At 64.6% G+C, this 21,282-nt stretch carries 22 protein-coding genes; 17 read left to right on the top strand and 5 right to left on the bottom strand.

The window, feature by feature from the left end; translation table 11 throughout:
* The first annotated feature begins 57 nt into the window (after positions 1-57).
* Genes KUL25_RS02355 through KUL25_RS02345 form a run of 3 tightly spaced genes read left to right on the top strand, consistent with a single transcriptional unit; the run spans position 58 to position 2,910 of the window.
* Positions 58-993: a nucleoside hydrolase gene (locus tag KUL25_RS02355; RefSeq protein ID WP_257891459.1), complete on the top strand. Its 936-nt coding sequence runs from the start codon at positions 58-60 to the stop codon at positions 991-993.
* Positions 990-1,418 (top strand): hypothetical protein, encoded by a 429-nt coding sequence (locus KUL25_RS02350; RefSeq protein WP_257891458.1) that lies wholly within the window; start codon positions 990-992, stop codon positions 1,416-1,418. The genes KUL25_RS02355 and KUL25_RS02350 overlap by 4 nt, the downstream gene beginning before the upstream one ends.
* A 49-nt stretch (positions 1,419-1,467) precedes the next feature.
* On the top strand, positions 1,468-2,910 hold the full coding sequence (locus KUL25_RS02345) for a protein adenylyltransferase SelO (protein ID WP_257891457.1): 1,443 nt from the start codon (positions 1,468-1,470) through the stop codon (positions 2,908-2,910).
* A gap of 121 nt (positions 2,911-3,031) precedes the next feature.
* On the opposite strand, the gene KUL25_RS02340 is transcribed toward KUL25_RS02345, so the two are convergent.
* Positions 3,032-3,925: a DMT family transporter gene (locus KUL25_RS02340; protein ID WP_257891456.1), complete on the bottom strand. Its 894-nt coding sequence runs from the start codon at positions 3,923-3,925 to the stop codon at positions 3,032-3,034.
* 169 nt (positions 3,926-4,094) lie between these two features.
* On the opposite strand from KUL25_RS02340, the gene KUL25_RS02335 reads away from it, so the two are divergent.
* The 8 genes from KUL25_RS02335 to KUL25_RS02300 all read left to right on the top strand — a co-directional run bounded on the left by KUL25_RS02335 (position 4,095) and on the right by KUL25_RS02300 (position 12,232).
* Positions 4,095-4,640, top strand: a complete 546-nt coding sequence (locus KUL25_RS02335) for a tellurite resistance TerB family protein (protein ID WP_257891455.1) — start codon at positions 4,095-4,097, stop codon at positions 4,638-4,640.
* A 100-nt stretch (positions 4,641-4,740) separates the two neighbouring features.
* Positions 4,741-5,154 carry a Fur family transcriptional regulator gene (locus KUL25_RS02330; RefSeq protein ID WP_257891454.1) on the top strand — a complete coding sequence of 138 codons (414 nt, stop codon included), beginning with the start codon at positions 4,741-4,743 and terminating at the stop codon, positions 5,152-5,154.
* Between the two features lie 261 nt (positions 5,155-5,415).
* Positions 5,416-6,282 (top strand): DMT family transporter, encoded by an 867-nt coding sequence (locus tag KUL25_RS02325; protein ID WP_257891453.1) that lies wholly within the window; start codon positions 5,416-5,418, stop codon positions 6,280-6,282.
* A 92-nt stretch (positions 6,283-6,374) separates the two neighbouring features.
* On the top strand, positions 6,375-7,652 hold the full coding sequence (eno, locus tag KUL25_RS02320) for a phosphopyruvate hydratase (protein WP_257891452.1): 1,278 nt from the start codon (positions 6,375-6,377) through the stop codon (positions 7,650-7,652).
* 99 nt (positions 7,653-7,751) lie between these two features.
* Positions 7,752-9,104, top strand: a complete 1,353-nt coding sequence (locus KUL25_RS21820) for an ATP-binding protein (protein WP_257891451.1) — start codon at positions 7,752-7,754, stop codon at positions 9,102-9,104.
* Positions 9,105-9,266: 162 nt separating this feature from the next.
* The gene (locus KUL25_RS02310; RefSeq protein ID WP_257891450.1) at positions 9,267-10,037 is read left to right on the top strand and encodes an OB-fold-containig protein; all 771 of its coding nucleotides are present in this window, start codon (positions 9,267-9,269) and stop codon (positions 10,035-10,037) included.
* A gap of 60 nt (positions 10,038-10,097) precedes the next feature.
* Positions 10,098-11,804, top strand: coding sequence for a flotillin family protein (locus KUL25_RS02305; RefSeq protein ID WP_257891449.1), 1,707 nt, complete (start codon positions 10,098-10,100; stop codon positions 11,802-11,804).
* Positions 11,801-12,232 carry a cupin domain-containing protein gene (locus KUL25_RS02300; RefSeq protein ID WP_257891448.1) on the top strand — a complete coding sequence of 144 codons (432 nt, stop codon included), beginning with the start codon at positions 11,801-11,803 and terminating at the stop codon, positions 12,230-12,232. The genes KUL25_RS02305 and KUL25_RS02300 overlap by 4 nt, the downstream gene beginning before the upstream one ends.
* 9 nt (positions 12,233-12,241) lie before the next feature.
* Here the strand turns inward: KUL25_RS02300 and KUL25_RS02295 are convergent, their stop codons facing one another.
* Positions 12,242-13,378 carry an anhydro-N-acetylmuramic acid kinase gene (locus KUL25_RS02295; protein ID WP_257891447.1) on the bottom strand — a complete coding sequence of 379 codons (1,137 nt, stop codon included), beginning with the start codon at positions 13,376-13,378 and terminating at the stop codon, positions 12,242-12,244.
* A 58-nt stretch (positions 13,379-13,436) separates the two neighbouring features.
* On the opposite strand from KUL25_RS02295, the gene tyrS reads away from it, so the two are divergent.
* Together tyrS and KUL25_RS02285 are read left to right on the top strand one after the other, a co-directional pair.
* Positions 13,437-14,690 carry a tyrosine--tRNA ligase gene (gene tyrS, locus KUL25_RS02290; RefSeq protein WP_257891446.1) on the top strand — a complete coding sequence of 418 codons (1,254 nt, stop codon included), beginning with the start codon at positions 13,437-13,439 and terminating at the stop codon, positions 14,688-14,690.
* Positions 14,691-14,748: 58 nt separating this feature from the next.
* Positions 14,749-15,693, top strand: coding sequence for a GNAT family N-acetyltransferase (locus KUL25_RS02285; RefSeq protein ID WP_257891445.1), 945 nt, complete (start codon positions 14,749-14,751; stop codon positions 15,691-15,693).
* Between the two features lie 102 nt (positions 15,694-15,795).
* Here KUL25_RS02285 and KUL25_RS02280 read toward each other — a convergent pair whose 3' ends face one another.
* The 3 genes from KUL25_RS02280 to KUL25_RS02270 all read right to left on the bottom strand — a co-directional run bounded on the left by KUL25_RS02280 (position 15,796) and on the right by KUL25_RS02270 (position 17,894).
* Positions 15,796-16,530 (bottom strand): hypothetical protein, encoded by a 735-nt coding sequence (locus tag KUL25_RS02280; protein WP_257891444.1) that lies wholly within the window; start codon positions 16,528-16,530, stop codon positions 15,796-15,798.
* Between the two features lie 82 nt (positions 16,531-16,612).
* The gene (locus tag KUL25_RS02275; protein WP_257891443.1) at positions 16,613-17,344 is read right to left on the bottom strand and encodes a GNAT family N-acetyltransferase; all 732 of its coding nucleotides are present in this window, start codon (positions 17,342-17,344) and stop codon (positions 16,613-16,615) included.
* A gap of 76 nt (positions 17,345-17,420) precedes the next feature.
* A complete protein-coding gene (locus KUL25_RS02270) occupies positions 17,421-17,894 on the bottom strand; it encodes an outer membrane protein assembly factor BamE (RefSeq protein WP_257891442.1) in 474 nt (157 codons plus the stop codon).
* Between the two features lie 209 nt (positions 17,895-18,103).
* Between KUL25_RS02270 and KUL25_RS02265 the strand changes: the two genes are divergently transcribed.
* From KUL25_RS02265 to KUL25_RS02250, 4 genes are all read left to right on the top strand, one after another.
* Entirely contained in the window at positions 18,104-18,652 is a 549-nt protein-coding gene (locus KUL25_RS02265; RefSeq protein ID WP_257891441.1) for a YceD family protein, read from the top strand.
* A 240-nt stretch (positions 18,653-18,892) separates the two neighbouring features.
* Entirely contained in the window at positions 18,893-19,099 is a 207-nt protein-coding gene (gene rpmF, locus KUL25_RS02260; RefSeq protein ID WP_082916384.1) for a 50S ribosomal protein L32, read from the top strand.
* Positions 19,100-19,130: 31 nt separating this feature from the next.
* Positions 19,131-20,228, top strand: coding sequence for a phosphate acyltransferase PlsX (plsX, locus tag KUL25_RS02255; protein WP_257891440.1), 1,098 nt, complete (start codon positions 19,131-19,133; stop codon positions 20,226-20,228).
* Complete coding sequence (locus tag KUL25_RS02250) at positions 20,225-21,217, top strand: beta-ketoacyl-ACP synthase III (RefSeq protein WP_257891439.1); 993 nt, start codon at positions 20,225-20,227, stop codon at positions 21,215-21,217. Before plsX ends, KUL25_RS02250 begins: the two co-directional genes overlap by 4 nt.
* Positions 21,218-21,282: the final 65 nt, after the last annotated feature.

Raw genomic sequence — 21,282 nt, 5'->3', positions numbered from 1 at the left:
TGCGGCTTGCATCTGGTCGCCTGCTCCGCTCTGATACAGGACCAAACTGGAGGCCCCATGGCACGCAAGATCATCATCGACACCGACCCCGGCCAGGACGACGCGGTCGCCATCCTTCTGGCGCTGGCCTCGCCCGAGGTGGAGGTCGTGGGCCTGACCGCCGTGGCGGGCAACGTGCCGCTGGCGCTGACGGAAAAGAATACGCGGATCGTATGTGAACTGGCCGGCCGCCCGGACGTGAAGGTCTTCGCAGGCTGCGACAGGCCGCTGCGTCAGACGCTGGTCACGGCGGAACATGTACACGGCAAGACCGGCCTTGACGGCCCGGTGCTGCCGGACCCGGCGATGGCCTTGCAGGATCAGCACGCCGTCGAGTTCATCATCGAGACGCTGCGCGCCGAGCCCGAGGGCACCGTGACGCTGTGCCCCTTGGGGCCGTTGACCAATATCGCCACTGCCTTCCAACGCGCGCCGGATATCATGGCGAAAGTGCAGGAAATCGTCTTGATGGGCGGGGCCTATTTCGAGGTCGGCAACATCACGCCCGCCGCCGAATTCAACATCTTCGTCGACCCCGAAGCCGCGCAGATCGTCTTCTCATCCGGCTGCCCCCTGGTCGTCATGCCCCTCGATGTGACCCACAAGGCCCTGATCACTGCCCCCCGCGTCCAGGCGTTCCGGGATCTTGGCACGCGGCCGGGCACGATGGTGGCGGAATGGACGGACTTTTTCGAGCGCTTCGACAAGGAGAAATACGGCAGCGCAGGTGCCCCCCTTCATGACCCCTGCGTGATCGCCTACCTGATCAACCCTGCGCTGTTCACCGGCCGCTTCGTGAATGTCGAGATCGAGACCACGTCCAAGCTGACACGCGGCATGACCGTCGCCGATTGGTGGGGCGTCACGGACCGGGACAGGAACGCGATGTTCATGGGGGATCTGGAAGCCGAGGGGTTCTTCGCCCTGCTCACCGACCGGATCGGGCAGCTATGAGGGCAGCGCTGGCCTGCGCTCTCCTCCCGCTCTTCGCCCTGCCCGCGCGGGCCGATGGCCCGGCCCTCGCCCATCTGACGCTAGCGGGCACGACGATCACCCTTACCGAAGTGGTCCCCATTCAAGGCGGCGCCATGACTTTCGCGCAGATGCATCTGGGCTTCCCCCTGCCGCCCCTTCTGCGGGTCGTGCTGGGGGATGAAGGCACCGTGCACAGCATCAGCCTGAACGGGTCAGGCGACGGGTCGAACGGCACCGGCACGGCCCTGGGGCCCGAGACCTTCTTCTGGGTGGAGCCACAAAGCGCCCGCGTCACCGGCGACACCCAATCCCTTCGGATCGAGGCCGAAGCGCTCTCGCGCACCGCGCTCGGCCAATTCACCGCCCTGCCCCTGTGGATCGAGATCCAGTTGACCTCACCCTAGGCATTTCCCGCGCAACGCCCTACATCAAGCCAAACGCCGGAGACCCCCAATGCCCGCAGCCTTCCCATTCGACAACACCTACGCCGCCCTGCCGGACCGCTTCTTCACCCGGCAATCCCCGAAACCGGTGGCGGACCCGGCGCTGATCGCCGTGAACCGGCCCCTTGCCGAACGGCTTGGCATTACCCTCGGGGACAATGACGCCGAACTGGCGCAGCTTTTCGCAGGCAACGTCGTGCCGATGGGCGCCGCCCCCTTGGCGCAGGTCTACGCGGGCCACCAGTTCGGGGGCTGGTCGCCGCAACTGGGCGACGGGCGCGCGGTGATGTTGGGCGAGGTCGTGGCGCCAGACGGCGCGCGCTTTGACATCCAGTTGAAAGGCGCAGGCCAGACGCCCTATTCGCGCAGGGGCGACGGACGCGCGTGGCTCGGCCCGGTGATCCGCGAATACATCGTGTCCGAGGCGATGGCCGCCCTCGGCATCCCCACGACGCGGGCGCTGGCGGCAGTCACCACCGGAGAGGTCGTCCTGCGAGAAGGCCGAATGCCCGGCGCGGTGCTGACCCGGGTGGCCGCGTCGCATATCCGCGTGGGCACCTTCCAGTTCTTCGCGGCGCGCCAAGATACCGACGCCCTGCAAGACCTGCTCGACCACACCCTCGCGCGGCACTATCCGGGCGTCGAGGGGCCATCGGGCCTGCTGGATGCCGTGCTTCAGGCGCAGGCCGAGTTGGTGGCGAAATGGATGGGCGTGGGCTTCATCCACGGGGTGATGAACACCGACAACATGACCTTGTCGGGCGAGACGATCGACTACGGCCCCTGCGCCTTCATGGATACCTATGATGCCAACAAGGTCTTTTCGTCCATCGATCAATTCGGCCGCTACGCCTATGCCCAGCAGCCGCAAATCGCGGCCTGGAACCTGGCGCAACTGGCCACGGCGCTCTTGCCCCTGATGCCGGACCGGGACGCGGCGATCGAAGAATTCACCGAGGCCGTCAACGGCTTCGCCGCCCGGTTCGACGCGGCATGGCACGGGGTCCTGCGCGCCAAATTGGGATTGACCGGCGACGACGAAGCGGACGCGCGCCTCGCCTTCGATCTGCTCAACCGGATGGCGCAGGGCGAGGCCGATTTCACCCAGACCTTCCGCGCCCTTTCAAGCCCAGATCCCGAAAGCGCGGCGGCCGCCTTCAAGGCCCCGGCGGCGCTGATGCCCTGGCTGGAAGCCTGGCGCGCCCGCTTGGTCCAAGAGGGCCTGCCCGAAGACGCGCGCATCGCGAAGATGCAGGCCGTGAACCCCGCCGTCATTCCACGCAATCACCGGGTGGAGGAGGCCATTCAAGCCTCCATCACCGGCGACTTCGCCCCTTTCAATCGCCTGAACGCGGCCTTGCGAGACCCCTTCACCGACCGCCCGGAGATCGCAGATCTGCAACGCGCGCCCGAGCCGACCGAAGAAGTGTTACAAACGTTTTGCGGCACCTGAACGCGGCGGAGCCGCCTAACGCGTGGCAAAGCCGCGCTTGGCCGAGCGAAGCGAGGCCCCCCCCCGCGACGCCGTAGGCGGCGCAATGCCTTAGTGGCGACGCCGAAGGCGGCGTAAACCCTCAGCCTCTTCGCGCCGGACGGTTGACCAAGACCAGCCCCGCACAGACCAGCACCAGCGCCACCAAGATGCCCGGCCCCACCTCCTCCCCCAACAAGAGCCAGCCCAAGGCGACCCCGAAGACAGGGGTCAGGAAAGAGAACGCCGCAACCGAACTCGCCGGATAGATCGTCAGAAGCCAGAGCCAGAACAGGAAACCGGCTGAGACGATCACCACGGTCTGAAACGCAAGACCCACCCAGTGGATCAGTTCCGGATCCCTCAGCAAGGGCCCGAAAAACAGCGCCGCCAGCAACAGAAGCGGCGCCGAGATCGTCAGTTGCCACAGCAACTGCACTTCCGGGCGCACCGTGCTGAGTTTCGTGGCCCGCGCGCATAGCGCGATGGCGGCCCAGAAGATGGCCCCCAGAAGCGCCAGAATATCACCAAGGATCGAGGTCTCTCCCGCCCCGTCGCCCCGCATTGTAAGCGCCACGACGACCCCCGCGAAAGCCAACAGCAGCCCTGCGGATTTCATCGGTGTCAGGCGCTCCCCCGGGATCAAGACATGGGCAGCCAGGGCCAGCCACATCGGCATTGTGTAGAAGATCACCGATGTCCGCGTGACACTGGTCAGGTCCAGCGCCCAGAACAGACAAATGAACTCCAGCGCAAAGACCACGCCGATCATCAATCCCGCAGGGATCGTCCCCGGCGCGATGGCGACGGAAAGCCCGCGCAGTTTCATCCAGCCGAAGATCAACAGGGCGCCGCCGACAGACCGCAGCCCCGCGAAGAATACCGGCTGGAGGCCCTCGTTCACCAGCTTGATGACCACCTGATTGAACGCCAGAAGCAGCGCGAACCCGGTCAGGGAGATCACGCCAAAGGCGTCGATCCGGGGTTTTGGGTCCATGTCTACTGCTCCTGCGTCGTGCCTTGCGGCAGTGCCGAGGACGGCGTCCGGTGTCAAGTTTTGACGCACAAGGCCCCGCATTCCCCGTACCCTTGCGCAGATCAGGCTATGCCCATGCCCCTGCCTCTGCCATGCTGCCCCGCATATTTTCATCTGGGAGGATTTGGCTATGAGCCTGTTGAGAACTTTGGCCACGGTGGCCGTGGGTGTGGCAGCCGCGCGCGGTGCGCGGGCGCTGACGAACCGGGGCAACCGGGACGAGCGGCGGGGCGGCGGCGGATTGCTGGATTCGCTGCGCGGACAAGACGGGCGAGACAGCGGTGGTCTTGGCGCGCGGGAGCGGCGGTTTGTGGAAGATGAGTTGGACGCGCGCATCGACGTGCGTGATTTCGCCCGCGACGTGCCCGATCACCCCGGCCTCAGGGCGCAGATCTTCGCCGCCGCCATGTCCGCGATCGATGTCGACAGCCCGCGAGAGCGGGAGTTTGCAGAAGACCTCGCCAACGCGCTGGGTCTGGAAGAAAAGGCACGCGGCCACGTGCAACGGCGCCTGTCGGGCACCTATGGCCAGCAACCGGACACCCCGTGGCAAAAGCAGGACGTCAACCGCGCCTACTCGCAGCCCATTCAGGCCCCCGCCAGCGCAGGTGGCGCCGTGCGGGGCACCAAGGGCATGCAGGGTAATGCCGGGATGGGGCGGCCGTATCGAAAGTAGGCTGACCCCGGCAAAACCCGTCCCGTGCGGTCTTTATCCGCGCGGGCAAATCACGTAGACCGCGCCCTGCAACCGCCATTGCATCGCGCGAGGACCCGCCATGACCGACACCATCGAGGACCGCTGCGCCGCAAAGGGCCTCCGCATGACCGAGCAGCGCCGGGTGATTGCGCGGGTGCTGGAGCGATCCGACGATCACCCGGATGTGGAGGAGCTTTATGCCCGCGCGGCGGCGGTGGATCCGAAAATCTCGATCGCGACGGTCTACCGGACGGTGAAGCTGTTCGAGGAAGCGGGTATCCTCGACAAGTTGGAATTCGGCGATGGGCGGGCGCGGTATGAGGACGCGGAGCGCGATCATCATGACCATCTGATCGACATGCATTCGGGCGAGGTGATCGAGTTCGTGGACCCCGACATCGAGGCCTTGCAGGAGAAGATCGCCGAGAAGCTGGGATATCGGCTGAAGGGGCATCGGTTGGAGTTATACGGGGTGCCATTGAAGAAGAAATGAGCCGTTCCGGTGAGGTGCTCAAGCTTGAGCACACACGTAAGTAATTGTTTCTATTTCTTTTTCAAATTTTATTGACCTTTCATTAAGGATTTCCCGGCGGGCGTGCCCCCCTCATCCGGGCGCACGCCCGTCTTCGCAGGTGTCCGGTGCGCGCGGCGTAAGGCGTGCGATTTTCCAGTCTGGTGAACCCGGCCGCACTGGTCATGGCCTGCCTATGGGCGTAGGGCCGCAGGGCCGGAAGGCACGGAAACAGGAGCGGGCATGGACAACCTCAAGGGAATGGGCTGGATGGTGTTGGCGATGTTGGGCTTCGCGCTGGCGGATACCTTCATCAAGCTGACCTTGGGCGCCCTGCCCGTGGGCCAGGTCATTGCCATTTTCGGCTTTGGCGGCGCGGCGATCTTCGGGGCCTGGGCGGCCACAAACGGCGAGCGGGTGGTGGACCCTGCCCTGTTCACCGGGCCGTTCGTGTTTCGCCTGGCCTCGGAAGTGGTGGGAACGATGTGTTTCATCATCGCGCTGGCCTCTATCGAGTTGTCGTTGCTGTCGGCGATTATCCAGGCCAACCCGCTGCTGGTGACCCTTGGGGCGGCGCTGTTTCTGGGGGCCAGCGTGGGCTGGCGGCGCTGGATGGCGATTTTTGTGGGCCTATTGGGCGTGTTGATCATCGTGCGCCCCGGGCTGGAGGGGTTTGACGCCAACACCCTGTGGGCCCTGGGCGCAGCCGTGGGGCTGACGGGGCGCGATCTGTCGACGCGGGCGATCCCGCGCGATGTATCCACCTTGCTGGTGGCCGCATGGGGGTTTGCCGCCGCCGGTGTGGCGGGGGTGATCCTGCTGGCCTTCACCGGCGGCGCGGCGATGCCAGACGCCACGCTGACCCTGCAACTGATCGGCGCGCTAATGTTCGCCATGGTCGCCTATTACGCCGTCACGGCCGCGATGCGCGTGGGCGATATCCCCGTGGTCACGCCATTTCGCTACACACGTCTGGTCTTCGCGCTGATCCTGGCCTTCTTCGTCTTCGGCGAGCGGCCGGACATGTGGACGCTGATCGGCGCGGCCATCGTCATCGCCACCGGCCTTTACACCCTGTGGCGCGAGCGGCTGGCGGGCGGCATGGCGTGACATGTTACCGCTAACAATAATGATAATGGGCCGTTTGCGCCCGCCGCCGCCTCTGCTATAGCGCCTGCAACCCATCCTTCAGGAGAGCCCCCATGAGCGTTATCATCGATATCCATGCCCGCGAGATCCTCGACAGCCGGGGCAACCCGACGGTGGAGGTGGATGTGACGTTGGAAGACGGCACGATGGGCCGCGCCGCCGTGCCCTCGGGGGCAAGCACGGGCGCTTACGAGGCGGTGGAAAAGCGCGACGGCGACAAGGCGCGCTACAAGGGCAAGGGTGTTCTGGCCGCCGTGGAAGCGGTGAACGGAGAGATTGCCGACACGCTGGTGGGCTTTGATGCCACGGAACAAGTCGCGATCGACCAGACGATGTGCGAATTGGATGGTTCCGACAACAAGGGCCGGTTGGGCGCGAACGCGATTTTGGGTGTGTCGCTGGCCACGGCGAAGGCGGCGGCGGAGTTCACCGCGCAGCCTTTGTATCGCTATGTGGGCGGCACCATGGCCCACGTGCTGCCGGTGCCGATGATGAACATCATCAACGGCGGCGAGCATGCCGATAACCCCATCGACATCCAGGAATTCATGATCATGCCGGTCTCGGCCACCTCCATCGCGGAAGCGGTGCGCATGGGGTCGGAGGTGTTCCACACCTTGAAAGGCGAGCTTTCGGCGGCGGGTCTGTCCACGGGCATCGGGGATGAGGGCGGCTTTGCGCCGAACCTGTCGTCAACGCGCGATGCGCTCGATTTCGTGCTGAAGAGCATCGAGAAGGCGGGCTATGCGCCCGGCGACGACATGGTGCTGGCGCTGGATTGCGCGGCGACGGAATATTACCGCGACGGCAAGTATGAGTTGAAGGGTGAGGGCAAAAGCCTGAGCAGCGATGAGAACGTGGCGTACCTGCAAGCGCTTGTGGCGGATTACCCGATCTTCTCCATCGAGGATGGCATGTCTGAGGACGATTGGGACGGCTGGATCGCCCTGACCGAAGCCCTGGGTGACAAGGTACAGCTGGTGGGCGACGATCTGTTTGTCACCAACCCCGTGCGCCTGAAGGATGGCATTTCGCGCAAGGCCGCGAACTCGCTTCTGGTGAAGGTGAACCAGATCGGCACTTTGACCGAAACGCTGGCCGCCGTGAACATGGCGCACCGGGCGCGGTTCACGAGCGTGATGTCGCACCGATCCGGCGAGACGGAGGACGCGACGATTGCGGATCTGGCCGTGGCGACGAATTGCGGGCAGATCAAGACCGGGTCGCTGGCCCGCTCGGACAGGCTGGCGAAGTACAACCAGTTGATCCGCATCGAAGAGCAACTGGAAGAAACAGCCGTTTACGCAGGGCGGTCTATCCTGCGCGGTTAAGGCCAAGTCAGCCAAAAACCTGACGAAAAGCACAGGCTGACAGCAATACTGCCCATAGGTATGGTTTAAATATCGCACCTATGGGCAGGCTCTTCGCCAGTGAATGATTATCAATACGCAAATCAGGTCGACCGTCAGCTGAAGGAGTTGTCGGACCTTGACCGTTTGTGGTTCGCCCATTTCGGCACAAGCTGGGAAGTCGCGCTGCGTGTGGTAAGTGTGATCGCGGCTGCACTGGGTCTTTGGTTCTATGACGGGGCGCTGACCGGCCCGATCTGGGCCGTGATCTATCTTGGCGGTCTGGCGATGTCCTACTACACGTTGCAGCCGTCGGACCAGCACCACCCGCTTGCGTGGTCCATCGGCATCGGGAGCCATGTTTTCATGGCCTTGGGATTTGCGTGGCTGCCGCTGTATCTGATCTCGACCGACGACATGGTTCTGAACTTCTGCGGGTTCTTCGGGATGGTTGGACTGGGGGCCTTCAACCTGTTCCGGGAAGAACCCCCCGACATCGTGCAACCCCTCGACATCGTGATCGCATGGGCTGCCATTGCCATCATCGCCTACCAGTTTCTGCCCGAGGCCCCCTCCTTCGCCGCGCAAGCTGTGATGGGCTTTTTGTGCCTGATCACCGGGGGATATTACTCGGTGGCCCTGTGGACGACGCGATCCATCCGGCGCGACGTCCGCAAAGCGGCCGAGCGCACCCAGGAAGAGCGTGAGATGGAGGCCATCGGGCGTCTTACCGGTGGGATCGCCCACGACTTCAACAACATCCTGACGGCGTTGCACGGCAATCTGGAGCTGTATGCCGTGGTGCCGGAAGGGCCTGAGCAGGACGCGTTGGTGGATGAGGCGCGCGCCGCAAGCGTTCGGGCGACGGCCTTGGTGTCGCAATTGCTGGCCTATGGGCGCCGTGCCCCATTGGAGGCCCGGATCCTTGATGCGAATGCCGTGATCGATGAATTGTGCACGCTGGCCCAACGGCTTTTGCCGGCTGGCGTTCAACTGGAATGTCGCATGACCGACGCCGCCTCTTACGTGCTGGCCGACGCCAAGGGGCTGAATTCTGCCCTGCTCAACCTGATCCTCAACGCCAATGACGCCCTGGAAGGTCACGGGTCGATCGTCTTGGCCGTGGACGTCATGCACGGTCCCGCCCCCGAGGCCAGGTCAAAATTCGCGGTGTCGCAAGACAATGCGCACCTCTGTTTCAGCGTGGCCGATGACGGACCCGGCATGGCCCCGGACGTCCAGCAGCGCGCGATGGAGCCGTTCTTCACCACCAAACCAATCGGTAAGGGCTCGGGCCTCGGCCTGTCGATGGCACTGGGATTTGCAAAACAATCGGGCGGCGCCCTGAGGATCAAGACCGGCCAAAACGGAACCACGGTCGCCTTGCATTTGCCGATGAGCGATGGGCCCGACACGGACGGCCACGGGATCTAACCGCGACGCCAGGTGTCACTGCGGGAAAAACGCCGTTGCCAAGGCGGGTGCGGGGGGTAACTCTGGCATCACGCGTTGTTCTTTTCGAGCAACCTGCCCTTGTAACAGATCCGTGATACCCCATATTCAGTATACACCTGTATACAATTGAGACCGCACCCGATGCTCGACACACTTCTGTCAGGGCCTTTCATGCCCTTCACCCTGTCCTTGGCGCTGCTTTTCGGCCTTTTGGCCCTGGAGCTTGTCGTGTTGATGCTTGGCGGATCCCTGATGGGGGACAACGCCGAGGTGGACGGGCCGGATCTGGACGGCGACCTGGAATTCGAGGTCGAGGTAGAGCTTGAAGCGCTGGATCTGGACGGGCTGGATCTGGACGGGCTGGACGGCTTCGATGCAGAAGCGCTGGATCTTGAAGGAATGGATTTCGACACCACCGGGATCGAGCTTGCGCCCGAAGGCGCATCGGTCACTGCCGCCCCCTCGCCCCTTGGCTGGCTAGGGTTGGGCATGATGCCGACACTGATCTGGCTGGCTTGCCTGTTCATGGCCTTCGGCGTCGCCGGTGTGGCCTTGCAGGCCATTGCGATCGCCGCCCTCGGCGGGCCTTTCCCGGCCCTTCTCGCAGCGATCCCAAGCGCGCTGGCCGCGGTCTGGTTCACCGGTCGTTTCGGTGCGTTGTTCGCGCGGTTGATCCCCAAGACCGAAAGCCAGAGCGTTTCGTCCCGGCAGTTGGGGCGTCGCAAGGGCACCGTCACCCAAGGCACCGCCCGCCGTGGCACCCCCGCCGAGGTTCGCGTCACGGACCGCTATGGCAACACCCACTACCTGAGGGCCGAACCCCTCAAGGACGCAGACACCATTCCCCAAGGCACAGAGGTTCTTGTTCTGCGCCACCGCCCCAGCGGCGGGTTTCGTTTGATCGCGCTATAGGCAGCTTTTTCGCCCGATGCGCCCCTTTTGACCCACGCCCCCTTTTGAAAGGACCTTAATATGGAATTCATCCTCATCATTGTTGCCGCCGTTGTCGGCTTCCTGGTCTTTGCAGGCCTTATTATCGGCCGCCTCTACAAGCGCACGACGCGCGAGCTGTCGCTGGTGAAGACCGGCGCGGGCGGCAAGAAAGTCATCATGGATGGCGGCACCCTGGTGATCCCGCTTCTGCATGAAGTCACGCCCGTCAACATGAAGACCCTGCGCCTTGAAGTGCGCCGAACGGGCGAAGGTGCCTTGATCACCCAGGACCGGATGCGCGTCGATGTGGGTGTGGAGTTCTACGTCAGTGTCATGGCGACCGACGAAGGCATCGCGCGCGCCGCGCAGACGTTGGGCGACCGCACGTTCTACGTGGACCAACTGCGCGAGATGATCGAGGGCAAGCTGATCGACGGCCTGCGCGCCGTGGCCGCGAAGATGACGATGGACAACCTGCACGAGAATCGCTCGGATTTCGTGCAACAGGTGCAGAACGCGATTTCCGAGGATTTGTTGAAGAACGGTCTGTCGCTTGAATCCGTGTCGCTGACAGCGCTGGACCAGACGCCGTTCGACAGCCTTGATGAAAACAACGCGTTCAACGCGGTCGGGATGCGCAAGCTGGCCGAGGTGATCGCCAAGTCGAAGAAAGAACGCGCAGAGATCGCCGCAGAGGCCGACGTTGCCGTGCGCCGCGCAGGCATGGAAGCCGAACGCCAGAAGCTGAGCATTCAGCAGGATGAAGAGCAGGCCGCCATCGCCCAGGTGCAAGAGATCGAGACAATGAAGGCCGCCCAGGAGATGGAGATTGCGCTGCGCCGCGAGGATTCCCTGCGCGAAAGTGAGCGCGCCCGGATCGCCCGGGAAGAGCAGGTCCGCGCCACCGAGATCGCCCGCGAGAAGAACATCCGCGCTGCCGAGATCACCAAGGAGCGCGAGCTGGAAGTGGCCGAACAGGAACGCCAGATCATCATCCAGCAGAAGTCCGAGGAAGAAAGCCGCGCGCGCGCCTCTGCCGATCTGGCGCGGGCCGAGGCAACCAAGGCGACCGAGGCCGTGCAAACCGCCCGTGATGTGGCCGAGGCCGAACGGACCAAGCAGATCGCGCTGATCGAAGCCGCCCGCGAGGCCGAGCGGGAGGCCACCAAGATCCGCCTTGCCGCCGCCGCCGAGAAGGACGCCGCGCAAGACCGCGCCGACGCCCGCCGGGAAGAAGCCCAGGCCGAGGCCGACGCGATCTCGATCCGGGCCGAAGCCAAGAAGAAGGACATGCTGGCCGAAGCGGAAGGCACCCGCGCCATCACCGAGGCCGAGAATGCGCTGTCCGAGCAGATCGTTGCGATGAAGGTCGACATGGCCCGGATCGCGGCCCTGCCTGGCATCATGGAGCAGATGGTCAAGCCGGTGGAAAAGATCGGAGAGATCAAGATCCACCAGGTCGGTGGCCTGGGTGGCATGAACGGCGGCGGAGGCGGCGGCCAGTCGGGCGACAAGCCCGTTGTCAATCAGGCGCTCGATTCGATCATGGGCATGGCGGTGCAGATGCCCGCCCTGCGCAAGTTGGGCGACGAACTGGGTCTGAGCCTTGAGAATGGCGTGGAAGGTCTGGCCGACAGCGCCCTGAACGCGCGCCCGAAGTCCCCGGCCACGCCCCCGACGCCAGAGGCGATTGATCCGCCGGTCCAGACACCTCCGGCAGCCCAAGGCAATGGCGCGGCGGAATGACAGCAGACGAGATCATCGAAACGCTTGGCCTGGCCCCCCACCCCGAGGGGGGCCACTACCGCCAAACCTGGGTCGCCGACAATGCGACAACGAACGGGGGCCGCCCAAGCGGCACCTGCATCTACTTCCTGTTGAAGGGCGCAGAGGCCAGCCATTGGCACAGGGTCGATGCGACAGAGATCTGGCTGTACCATTCCGGCGCACCCCTGGTCCTGTCGATGGCCGCAACCGATGAAGGCCCCGCGCGCGATCACCTGCTGACCCCGGATCTGAGCCGGGGCGCGCCCCAATTGATCGTGCCGGAAGGCCATTGGCAGGCGGCGCGCACCACGGGCGACTACACGCTGGTCAGTTGCACCGTCTCGCCCGGGTTCCAGTTCGAGGGCTTCACCTTGGCGCGGGACGGCTTCGACATTCCCCGTGCCTAGGGGGAAGGATCAGGGGATGGCGGCAACACCCGGCCGTGATCTGCGCCCCCCGCCCACCACAGCCGCCACACCCGTCGTTCCCGGCGCCGAGGTCGGCAGGCCCCGCGCCACGCGCACCGCGAGATAGGCGAAGGCCTGCGCCTCCAGCGCGTCGCCGTTCAGGCCCACCTCTTCCACGACGCAAACCTTGCAGCCCAACGCCTCGGCCAGCATTCCCATCATCGTCGCGTTCTTGCGCCCGCCCCCCGCGACCAGCACCTGCCTTGGGCGCGCGGGCAAATACGGCAATCCCCGTGCCACAGCCCCGGCGGAAACCGCCGTCAGGGTCGCCGCCGCGTCAGCGTCGTTCAACCCGGCGACCGCGTCCAGCAGTCCCGAGAAGGCGTCGCGGTCCAGAGACTTCGGCGGCACCATATCGAACCAAGGCCCCTCCAGTGTCGCCTCCAGCACGCCCAGATCAATCTCGCCTTGCGCCGCAAGCGCGCCGTCCGCGTCAAAGGCCCCAAGGCCGCGCGCCGCCATCAGGTCATCGATCGGCGCATTGGCAGGCCCGGTATCGAAGGCGACGCATGCGCCGGGCAGCTCGGGCCCCTCAACACTTGGATCGACCCAGGTTATGTTGCCGACGCCACCAAGGTTCAGGAACGCCACCGGTCCCGTCGCCCCGATCCAGCGCGCACAGGCCCAATGGAAGAAGGGGGCCAGCGGCGCACCCTGCCCGCCCATGCCCATATCCGCACTGCGGAAATCCCAGATCACCTCGACCCCCAGCGCCGTCGCCAGCGCGGCGCCGTCCCCCGCCTGATGCGTGCGTAGCCCCGCCGGATCATGGGCCAGGGTCTGACCATGAAACCCCAGCAGTTCCACCGGCGGCAGATCCACCAGCGCCGCGATATGCGCAGCTTCAACCACCCGCGCGGCGGCCTCGGCCCGCGCCTCACCGGGCCAAGCCCCCATGGCGACGCGCAGGACCTCACGGTCTGCCGCTGAATAAGCCACGCTTCGCGCCTCTCCGAAATCCGTGATGCTGAGCCCATCGGTGCACACAACCGCCACATCGACGCCGTCGAAGGACGTGCCCGACATCGCGCCCGCCGCCCAAACCGCGCCCTGTTTCGCCCCGGGCCTCTTTTCCTTGCCTGCCATTCCCGCTAGACCCTCCCGGCCCCCTCTTGTTCGGGGCCAACTCTTGCGCGGACATCCCATGACCTACCAGCCCAAATCCGATTTCCTCCGTATCATTGTCGAGCGGGGGTTCCTTGCTGATTGCACCGACCTGCAAGGCCTTGACGAGCGCCTGCTTGAAGGGCCGATCACCGGCTACATCGGCTTTGACCTGACCGCGACCAGCCTGCATATCGGAAACCTCGTGCAGATCATGCTGCTGCGCTGGCTGCAAAAGACCGGGAACCGCCCGATCACGCTGATGGGCGGCGGCACCACCAAGGTCGGCGATCCTTCGGGCAAGGACGAGATGCGCAAGATCCTGTCGGTCGAGCAGATCAACGCCAACGCCGATGGCATCCGCACCGTCTTTGCCAACTACATTTCGTATGGCGACGGCCCCACGGACAGCCCGCTTGTTAACAATGCCGAATGGCTGGACAAGTTGGGCTACATCGACTTCCTGCGCGATATCGGCAAGCACTTCACCATCAACCGCCTTCTGGCCTTTGACAGCGTGAAATCCCGGCTGGACCGCGAGCAGGCGCTTAGCTTCATCGAGTTCAACTACATGCTGTTGCAGGCCTACGATTACCTCGAATTGTACCGCCGCCATGGCTGCGTGTTGCAGATGGGCGGATCGGATCAATGGGGCAACATCGTCTCGGGCGCGGACCTGATCCGGCGCGTGGATGCGGGCGAGGCCTTCGGGCTGACCACGCCGCTGGTGACGCGGGCGGACGGCAAGAAGATGGGCAAATCCGCCGATGGCGCCGTGTGGCTGAACGAGGACCGGATGTCGTCCTATGAGTTCTGGCAATGGTGGCGCAACGTGGACGATGCCGACGTAGCGAAGTTCCTGAAATTGTTCACGGAATTGGACGTGGCCGACTGTGATCGCCTGGGCGCGCTGGAAGGGGCCGAGATCAATTCGGCCAAGATCATTCTGGCCAATGAAGTCACGACCCTGTGCCACGGGGCCGAGGCGGCGGCCGCGGCGGAAGCGACGGCGAAAGAGGTCTTCGAGAAGGGCGGCACGGGCGATGATCTGCCCACGCTGACGCTGTCCGGCGACGACCTTGGCGACGGAATTTCCATCGTGCAGCTGATCACCCGGTCGGGCCTTGCGAAATCCGGCAAGGACGCCAAGCGCCTGATCGCCGAGGGCGGCGCGCGGATGAATGACGCCCCCATCACCGATGCCGGCCTGATGGTTGGCGCGGGCGATCTGGGTGCGCCGATCAAGCTGAGCGCTGGCAAGAAGCGCCATGCCCTGGTGATTTTGCAGGAATAAGGCACCGGACGGCGCGGCGTTAACCCTAGATTCAGGGATTCAGGGAAATGTTCATTCTATGTTCGATTTCTCGTCAGAACCTTTGCGCGCCGCCACGCCCCGGCAATTCGCCGTTCCCCAGCCCGGCGTTTTGACGACGGGCGCCGTGCCGTTGCAGCAAACCATGCTGTGGCTGGAAGCCACGCGCCTTCTGGGCAGTGACGCGGCGATGGTGGACATCGGCACGCGGCGCGCGCTGGTGTTGCGGCGCAAGCTGCCCGTCGTGGGTGACATGGCCCTGCTGTCGCGGGCCGAGTTGAAAGTATCGCGGGATGAGGCGATGGGATTGCGCGATCGCCTTCGCGCGCAGCACCTCGTGGTAAATGCAGAGACGGCTGCCGATGCGGACGCTTTGGCCGACGCCGGGTTTCATCGGATCTTCGCGCCGCGCGTGATGGCCGAGCTACCGCTTGACCCCTCCCCCGATGTCATGGCCGCACGGCTGAACCAGAAGTGGCGCAACAGGCTGCGCCATGGACAGGCTCAGGGCCTCGTGATCCGCCGCCGCCCCATGCCGCCTGACAAAAAGTTCTGGCTTTTCAAGGCAGAAGCCCTGCAATCCCTTCGCAAGTGGTATCAACCCCTCCCGCCCGAGATGATTGCGGCCATGGCCGCCTGCAAGCCCGGTGCCGTTCAGGTCTTCACCGCCTATCATCTGGGGCGTCGGGTTGCGGCGATGCTCTTCCTGCGCCATGGCAAGGACGCCACCTATCAGATCGGGTGGAGCACGCCGGAAGGGCGCAGGCTTTCGGCGGGACCCGCGTGCATGTGGCGCGCGATGGTAGAGTTGCAGGCGATGGGCGCAGAGCAGATTGACCTAGGTGCCGCAGACAAGGATCTTGCACCTGGCCTGGCGCATTTCAAACGCGGCACCGGGGCCGAGCTGCGCACCCTCGGGGGCACATGGATCGATACGACATGGACGCGCCGCAAGCACCAGCGGCGGCTGCGCCAAGCTGCCTGACGGCGGCCGGTCAGGCCACGCGGGGCCCACGGCGTCAGGGCCCCGCGCCGCTGTCAGCGCCCCCCAACACGGCGCGTGGCATTTACGGGAATGGCCGTGTGCTCACGCCCCGAAGTCCTGCACAAGGCTCAGGCCTGTTTCTTTGGTCAAGGCGTCAACCAAGGCCTCCACCTGTAGGTTGCGCGTATCCCCGGCAGCCGCCACCACATCGTCTTTGCGGCCCTCCCGGCCCGCCTTGACCATATCCGAAAAGCTCATGTTCCCCAGTATGACCTTGCGCGTCCCGCTTACATAGATGGTCTTGGCCGGATCCGGGTGCCGCAGCAAGATGACTTCCAACTCGAGCCCGTCGCCGTCGCCGTCCGGCGAACTGAGCCAAACGTAGCTTTGGTGAACGTCTGTGTATTCCGAAATCGGCGCGGTCCATGTCGCCGTGACGGAACCGGCGGTATCCGTGACCTCAACCCGGTCGGCAAATATCTGTGCGGTCCGCCGCCATTGCCGCGTGCCATCCTTGGCCCGAAACAGCGCGGGACCTGCAATGAAAGCCGCGATGACCAGCGGCAGGCCGATCCCCATGCCGGAATTCATCGTCACCCCGCCGTTGCGCAGCGCGCTGATCGCAACGATCAGCGAAAGCAGAACAAGCCCCGCACCAATGATCAGCGGCACCATCGCCCCGGTTGTCTTCCCCGATCCCGGCCGACCCACCCCGTATTGCGCCACAAAGGGCCGGGCGCTGGCCTCTGGCAGCAAGGTGCCGCCCACCAACGTGGGGGCAGAGGACCTGGCCAACAGGTCCATGACGGGGTTTTTGGGATCTGACGTTCGGGGCATGGGCTATTCTCCGCAAAAAGGGATCAAGACCTGAGCTATAGGCAACACCGTGGGGTCGGCCTAATGAGGAAATCCTCCACCCTTATCCCGCGACACTGCGCAACAAGCGCGCGCGTGTGGGCGGAACGGCGCGGATCTCCAGCCCCGTGAAGACATGCAGCGTCCCCATGTGCTGATCGATCACCGCATGGTCACTGACCCAGCCGCCCATCAGCAGATAGGTCCGCAGCAGCGGCGGCATTGCGGCCTGGGCGGCCTTGAGGTCCGGCTTGCGGCGCACCCGGCGGGCGAATTCGAACACCGTCGGGGCCTTGACCCGGGGCAGCCAGCGCTGCGGCGCCAAATGACGGTCCCGCAGAAGCGCGAAGGCATCATGGTAGGCACCGGCCTCGGTGCCCGGAAAGGAGGCGCATCCGAAAAGCATCTCGACGCCGTGGGCATCGACAAAGGCCGTCAACGCGCCCCAGGCGACGCGCAGGATATCGGCGTCGCGGCGCTCTGGATGGATGCAGAACCGCCCCATCTCGACCATCGGGCCCGCGAAATCCGCCAGCGCCGACAGATCGTAGAATTGGGCGGAATAGCTGCGCGCGATCTCGGCACCGCTGCGTAGGGGCAACAGGCGGAAGCAACAGACAAGCGCGCCATCGCGTTGGTCTTCGATCAAGACATGGGTGCACTCGGCGTCATGGGGATCAAGATCGATGCCGACCGCCGCGTGAAAAGCCAACGCCCGAAGGCGCTGCGCCGCCTCTCGGTCCGCATCCGTTGCCGCGGTCCGGGCCAGGTAACGGCCTTTGCGAAGGGTCAACATCGGCTCGTTCACAGCACCCGCCCCGCCAAATGATTACCCTCAAGATGGGCGCATCGGCGCTTCGCCACAAGCAAGATCAGTTGTCGGTTGCATCACCCAGACTGATCCGGCCGAAGTTCGACAGGATCGAGCGCAGGAACCCGATGTCGCGCACCGAGCTTTCGGTGACCCGGCGCGACAACTGCACGACCTGGCCGTCTTCCAGCCCGAAACGTTCGATATTCGTGACCCGGCCCGCATCGCTGAACGAGATCGCGACGATGTCGCGTTCGATCACCTCCGGGGCGTTGTAGGTGAAATTGCGCACGCGGTATTGGGTGTAGAACCACGCCTCATCGCGCATCACGCCGCCGGTGCCGGGGGCGCCCGCGATCTCGGCCACCTGCTCGCGTGAGCTGCCGATGCCGATTTCGTCAAGCAATTCGGGCGGCGGCACGTAGCCGTGGTTGGTGAAGGTGGCCGCGCAGGCGGTCAACCCGGCCGCAAGGGCCAAACCAAATCCAACGCGCCGGACTGCCGGGCGGATGGCGGAGAAGAAAGACTGACGCATCACGAATGGTCCTGCCTGAACATGCTCTGGTGGCCCCATTGGAGGCTCTGTTTTGCTCAAATCGCGCGGGGCGATCCAAACGGTGGCACCGTACACGACTTGCGAACGCACACGAAGCTGAATATCGGCTTAACGCAGGGGCGCGCTTGGGGCAAGCAAAGCGCCCTCCGGATCTGTTACCGCCCCACACTTATTGAGACGGAGGCCCGATGACCCCCCATGTACTGCCCCTTGCGCGGTTGAGCCGCGCCTCGGATACCGAATTTTCCATGGAGCCTGACGCAGAGACGCGCAAGCGGATCGCCGAGGCCCTGTCTCTGCGCGGCTTGAAGAAACTGCGCTTCACGGGGCGGCTGACGGCGGTTGGCAAATATGATTGGCACCTGCAAGGCCAGCTTGGGGCGACCGCGGTGCAGGAATGCGTCGTGACGTTGGAGCCAGTGACGACCCGCATCGATGTGGCGGTCGAGCGCAGCTACCTGGAAAACATGCCCGAGCCCACGGTGGAAGACTTTGAGATCCCAGAAGACGACACGGCCGAGCCCCTGCCCCAAACGCTTGACCTGCACGACCTGATGACCGAGGCGCTGGCCCTGGCCCTGCCCGATTACCCCCGCGCCGAAGGGGTCGCGTTGGGACAGGCGGTTTTCGCCGCCCCCGGCGTGAAACCGATGACCGATGAAGACGCCAAGCCCCTTGCCGGGCTGGCAGCGCTGCGCGATAAGCTGGCCAAGGATGAAAATGACCCTGAAAAGTAGGGGTAATTGCCCATCACCCATTGCCCCGAGAGGCCGCAGGGAATAGGGCTTGCATGGCTGCGGAATCGGAGTATGTTCCCGGCCTCATTCGCACCCCGGTTTCGATGTCGCCTGGGCCTTGCCGCGAAGCTTCGCGGTTGGTCTGAATTTGGCACCAAAGTGATCGGCACGCGAGACGAATTTTGATACGTGACGCAAGGCCCTGCAAGGGCGGCGCGGTCCTAAACCCGAGGTTGTGACATGGCTGTCCCCAAGAGTAAAATTACGCGGTCCCGCCGTGGTCAACGCCGCTCCCACGATGCGTTGGTTGCAGCAAACCCCAACGAATGCCCGTCCTGCGGCGAGCTGAAGCGTCCCCATCATGTCTGCCCTTCGTGCGGCGTGTACAACGAGCGTGAAGTTGTGGCTCAGGCCGACGAAGTCGATCTCGACGAAGACGCGGCCTAACTGCCGCCTGACCTAAGGCGGGCCGGATTACATGAGCGACGGTGCAGCGTTGACGGAAGATGCGGTGGTACACACCGTCTTGTCCATTGACGCGATGGGGGGCGATCTTGGCCCTACGTCCGTTGTTGCCGGCCTGTCGAAAGCTGCCGCCAAGAACCCGCAGTTGCGCTTCATCGTGCATGGCAACAGGCCCGAGATCGAGCGTCTGATCGCCAAGAAGCGCGGGTTGGCCGAGATCTGCGAGATCCGGCACGCCGAGGGCGTGGTCACGATGGACGCCAAGCCGTCCCACGTTATGCGCAATGGCAAAGACACCTCCATGTGGTCGACGATCGAGGCCGTGCGCGCCGGCGAGGCCTCTGTCGCCGTGTCCTGCGGCAACACCGGGGCCTTGATGGCGATCAGCACGATCCGTCTGCGCCGGTTGGAGGGCGTCAATCGCCCCGCGATTGCCTGTCTGTGGCCCTCACGCAACCCGTCGGGCTTCAATGTGATGCTGGATGTGGGCGCGGACATCCGCGCCGATGCCGAGGATTTGCTGCAATATGCGCTGATGGGGGCCAGCTACGCGCGCAACGGCCTGGACCTGCCCCGGCCCCGCATCGGGTTGCTGAATGTCGGCACCGAAGAGCACAAGGGCAAGGCCGAACTGAAGGTCGCCGCCGATCTGATCGCCCGCGCCGCCCCTGCCGCAGATTTTGAATTCGTGGGTTTCGTGGAGGGCGGTGACCTGCCCTCGGACCGCGTCGACGTCATCGTCACCGATGGGTTCACCGGCAACATCGCCCTGAAAACCGGCGAAGGCACCGCGCGCATGATCCGCGAGCGCCTGAGCGAGGCCTTCAAGAAGACCCCGTTCTCGCGCATTGCGGCGTTGCTGGCCTATACGTCCCTGCGGCGCCTGATCAAACGCATCGACCCCCGCCGGGTGAACGGCGGCGTGTTCCTGGGCCTGAACGGCACGGTGGTCAAATCCCACGGCTCGGCGGACGCCACGGGCGTCGCCGCGGCGATCAACCTTGCGGCACAGCTGTCGGCCACCGGGTTCCACAAAAGATTGGCGGCGCGCATCGCGCAGTCGGAAGCGGCGGCCAGTCTTGCCATACAGAAAGAGGAATTGCCTCAATGACACCGGGTCTTACGATACGGGCGGTTCCTGTTGGCATCGGCCATTACCTGCCCGAACGCATCGTCCCCAACGCCGAGTTCGAGGCGATGGAGGGTCTTGAGACCTCGGACGCCTGGATCAAGTCCCGCTCCGGGATCGAGCGGCGCCACTTCGCCGCCGAGGGTGAGACTACCAGCCAAATGGCGATTGCCGCCGCGACCAAGGCCTTGGCCCACGCGGGGCTGGAGGCGGATGACATCGACGCCGTCATCGTGGCCACATCGACCCCCGATCTGACGTTCCCCTCGGTCGCCACGATGGTGCAGGCGGGCCTCGGGATGGCGGGGGGATTCGCATTTGACGTGCAAGCGGTCTGCGCTGGATTCGTCTATGCGCTGGCCAACGCCGATGCGCTGATCGTCTCGGGCCAGGCCAAACGGGTGCTGGTCATCGGCGCGGAAACCTTCAGCCGGATCATGGATTGGACCGACCGCACCACCTGCGTCCTGTTCGGCGACGGCGCGGGCGCGCTGATCCTTGAGGCGCGCGAAAGTGCGGGCACGTCGGACGACCATGGCATCTTGTCGACGGACCTGCATTCCGACGGCAGCCACCGCGACCTGCTTTATGTGGATGGCGGTGTATCGAGCACCGGGACCGCCGGTGTCCTGCGCATGCAGGGCAAGGAGGTTTTCCGCCATGCCGTTGAAAAACTTACGAAAACTGCCGAAGCAGCCTTGGCGAAGGCGGGTGTGGGCATCGCGGATGTCGACTGGATCGTGCCCCATCAGGCCAACATTCGCATCATCACCGGGACGGTCAAGAAGTTCGGCCTGCCGATGGATAAGGTCATCGTGACGGTCCAGGATCACGGCAATACCTCTGCTGCCTCGATCCCCTTGGCGATGTCTGTGGGCGTGGGTGACGGGCGCATCAAATCGGGCGATTTGCTGGTGACGGAAGCCATTGGCGGGGGCCTTGCCTGGGGCGCCGTGGTGATGCGCTGGTAGGCGTTCAGGTGCCGGTGAAACGTCACCGCGCAACACACTGGATTGACTAAATAAACCGCATAATT

Origin of the sequence: Gymnodinialimonas phycosphaerae (genome assembly GCF_019195455.1) — a bacterium.
In the GTDB taxonomy this organism is placed as follows: Bacteria; Pseudomonadota; Alphaproteobacteria; order Rhodobacterales; family Rhodobacteraceae; genus Gymnodinialimonas; species Gymnodinialimonas phycosphaerae.
Note: the sequence above shows the minus strand (reverse complement) of the source record. Positions and strands in the feature narration are given on the sequence as shown.